Origin of the sequence: Escherichia sp. MR, from assembly GCF_005280595.1 — a bacterium.
Taxonomy (GTDB): Bacteria; Pseudomonadota; Gammaproteobacteria; order Enterobacterales; family Enterobacteriaceae; genus Escherichia; species Escherichia ruysiae.
This window is the reverse complement of the sequence record NZ_SZVK01000110.1, coordinates 1-3,583: the sequence shown is the minus strand read 5'-3', so window position 1 is coordinate 3,583 and position 3,583 is coordinate 1. Positions and strand designations below refer to the sequence as shown.

Sequence of the window (3,583 nt, the reverse complement as noted above, 5' to 3'; positions counted from 1 at the left end):
GCGTGCGTATTGCCTGAAAACACAACCCGCTACGGGGGAGACTTACCCGAAATCTGATTTATTCAACAAAGCCATTTTAATGCAACATCAGCAAGCCAGCGAATAGTATCCCGCCACAAAAGACGAGTAAATCTACTGATTTCCTGGAACGTGAGGAATATAACAATAGTGTCGTTTTTAACTAAATATCATAAAAAATATTAGATATGATTTCTGCTAATTCATAAACAATAAAAATAAATAGCGTTGTACAGAAACACTTTAGATATTTAAACATTCATCAAATCATTAAAAAATGGTTTTTTATTTGCGACATTTATTTTACCCACCAATATGTGTCCTGCTCCGCAAAATGTGCCTTTCTCTCTTCCTTACATTGTCACAGCTTCACGGTATATCGCCGCTTATCACTCTCATTACAATCAACGAAAATAAGTTTAAAGGGGGCTAATATGAATATTCGTAAGAAGAATCACGGTGTGCAGTAATTTGTAGAAAAGATGCTCTTAATTTAGTTCAGTGAATGCTCAGCCCCAGGAGACGTAAACATTTGAACCGATAAGACACGCAAGCGTCGCAGATAGTGATAACGTGCGCTTTGCTTATGCCGGATGCGGCGTGAACACCTTATCCGGTCTACAAAATCATGCAAATTCAATATATTGCATGAGCCATGTAGGCCTGATAAGACGCGTAAGCGTCGCATCAGGCAATGAATGCCCGATGCGACCAGCTTCTTATATCAGAACAGCCCCAACGGTTTATCCGAGTAGCTCACCAGCAGGCACTTGGTTTGCTGGTAATGCTCAAGCATCATCTTGTGGGTTTCGCGACCGATACCCGACTGCTTGTAACCACCAAACGCCGCATGTGCCGGGTAAGCGTGATAACAGTTAGTCCACACGCGCCCTGCCTGAATGCCACGCCCCATCTTATAGGCCAGATTACCGTTGCGGCTCCAGACGCCCGCGCCCAGGCCATATTGCGTGTCATTCGCCAGCTCCAGCGCCTCTTCCATCGTTTTGAAGGTGGTCACCGCCAGCACCGGGCCAAATATCTCTTCCTGGAACACACGCATATTGTTCTGACCAAACAGAATCGTCGGTTCGAGGTAGTAGCCGTCTTTCAGTTCGCCTTCCAGCAGCTTGCGCCGCCCGCCGGTAAGCACATCTGCGCCCTCTTTTTTGCCGATATCAATGTAATTGAGGATGGTTTCCAGTTGCCCGTGAGATACCTGCGCGCCCATTTGCGTCACGCTGTCGAGCGGGTTACCGCTACGAATGCTTTCAACACGACGGATGGCGCGTTCCATAAAGCGTTCGTAGATAGACTCCTGCACTAAAGCACGGCTTGGACAGGTGCAAACTTCGCCCTGGTTGAAGGCGAACAATGCAAAGCCCTCCAGCGCCTTATCGAAGAAAGCATCTTCTTCATCCATCACATCGGCAAAGAAGATATTTGGCGACTTACCGCCCAACTCCAGCGTCACCGGAATAATATTTTGCGTGGCGTACTGCATAATCTGCTGACCGACTTCCGTTGAGCCGGTAAACGCCACTTTGGCGATACGTTTTGAGGTCGCCAGATATTCACCGATTTCGCCGCCCGCACCGTTGACCACGTTCACCACGCCTGGCGGCAGTAAATCACCGACGATCTCCATCAAAAGCAACACTGAAAGCGGGGTAAGTCGTGCGGGTTTTAGCACCACGCAGTTGCCCGCCGCCAGCGCGGGAGCCATTTTCCAGCTCGCCATCAGCAACGGGAAGTTCCACGGGATAATCTGCCCCACCACGCCCAACGGTTCGTGGAAGTGATAAGCCACAGTTTCGCTATCGACTTCACTGATCCCACCTTCCTGCGCCCGAATACACGAGGCGAAATAGCGGAAATGGTCAATCGCCAGCGGCACATCGGCAGCACTGGTTTCGCGGATGGGCTTGCCGTTATCCCAGGTTTCTGCCGTCGCTAACAGTTCGAGGTTTTGTTCCATTCGATCGGCAATCTTAAACAGAATCGCCGCGCGATCCTGCACCGAGGTATGCGCCCATTTGTCTTTCACTTTATGCGCGGCATCCAGCGCCAGATCGATGTCGCGTTTGCCCGAAGACGCCACTTCGCACAGTAGCTGCCCGGTCACCGGCGTCAGGTTCTGGTAATACTCGCCGTCGGCGGGTGCTACCCATTCGCCGCCGATAAAGTTGTCATAGCGAGCTTTTAACTTGAGGGGGAAACCATACTCGCCGGGCTTAATCTGTGCTGAAGGGGGATTGTTGGTCATGGTAGTCTCCTTGCGGTGTGAGGTATAACAAGGGTAGACGTGACTGGCGAAATCTTCGCCAGCGGGTGATAGCTTTACGACAGCAATCACGAATTTACGGGCAAGGATTACAGAGATAGTTAAAAAAGCGGCTGACAATTTGCCAGCCGTTGTGGGAATGATGATTACATCGCAGCGCGATAAATCGCCACAATTTCTTCGTGAGTTGCCTGAATCGGGTTAGTAAATCCGCAGGCATCTTTCAGAGCATTGGTCGCCAGTACCGCGAAATCTTCTTCTTTCACGTTCAGATCGCGCAGACCTGCCGGAATATCGACTTTCTTCGCCAGTTCGCGGATAGCGTTAATGCAGGCTTCTGCACCTTCCGCGTCGTTTTTACCTGTCACGTTCACACCCATTGCAGCAGCGCAGTCACGCAGACGTGCGGCGGCTACTTTGCTGTTGAATACCTGAACGTGCGGCAGCAGAACGGCGTTACATACACCGTGCGGCAGATTGTAGAAACCGCCTAACTGGTGCGCCATCGCATGAACATAACCCAAAGACGCATTGTTGAACGCCATACCGGCGAGGAACTGGGCATAAGCCATCGCTTCACGCGCTTTCGCATTGCTGCCGTCTTGTACGGCTAACGGCAGGTTTTCGGCAATCATGGTCACGGCTTTCAGTGCGCAAGCGTCGGTGATCGGCGTGGCGGCAATAGACACATACGCTTCGATAGCGTGTGTTAAGGCATCCATACCCGTTGCGGCGGTCAGTGACTTCGGCATACCGATCATCAGAGAGGAGTCATTGACAGAAAGCAGCGGAGTCACGTGTTTATCCACAATCGCCATTTTGATGTGGCGCGCTTCGTCAGTGATAATGCAGAAACGGGTCATTTCAGACGCAGTACCCGCCGTGGTGTTGATGGCGATCATCGGCAACTGCGGTTTTGCAGAGCGGTCAACGCCTTCGTAATCGCGAATATCACCGCCGTTGGCTGCCACCAACGCAATGCCTTTCGCACAATCGTGCGGAGAACCACCACCTAAGGAAATCACGCTATCGCAATTATTTTCTTTCAGCAGTTTGAGCCCTGCGGCGACGTTTTCCGTAGTTGGGTTAGGCTGGGTGCCATCATAAATAACGCTAAAAATATTGCGTTCTTCCAGTGCTTTTTGCACATCGCCCGCCATACCTAATTTCGTTAAAATATTGTCAGTAACAATTAATGTACGGGTAAACCGGTGATGCTGCCAACTTACTGATTTAGTGTATGATGGTGTTTTTGAGGTGCTCCAGTGGCTTCTGTTTCTATCA

General features: G+C 50.3%; 2 protein-coding genes. Both read right to left on the bottom strand.

The genetic code is table 11. The annotated features are described in order from the left end of the window. Positions 1-742: 742 nt before the first annotated feature. Entirely contained in the window at positions 743-2,281 is a 1,539-nt protein-coding gene (gene aldB / locus FC814_RS22315; RefSeq protein WP_000183978.1) for an aldehyde dehydrogenase AldB, read from the bottom strand. Between the two features lie 164 nt (positions 2,282-2,445). Beyond that, positions 2,446-3,583 (bottom strand): L-threonine dehydrogenase (gene yiaY, locus FC814_RS22310; RefSeq protein ID WP_301546389.1); only part of this gene is annotated, 1,138 nt, incomplete at its 5' end.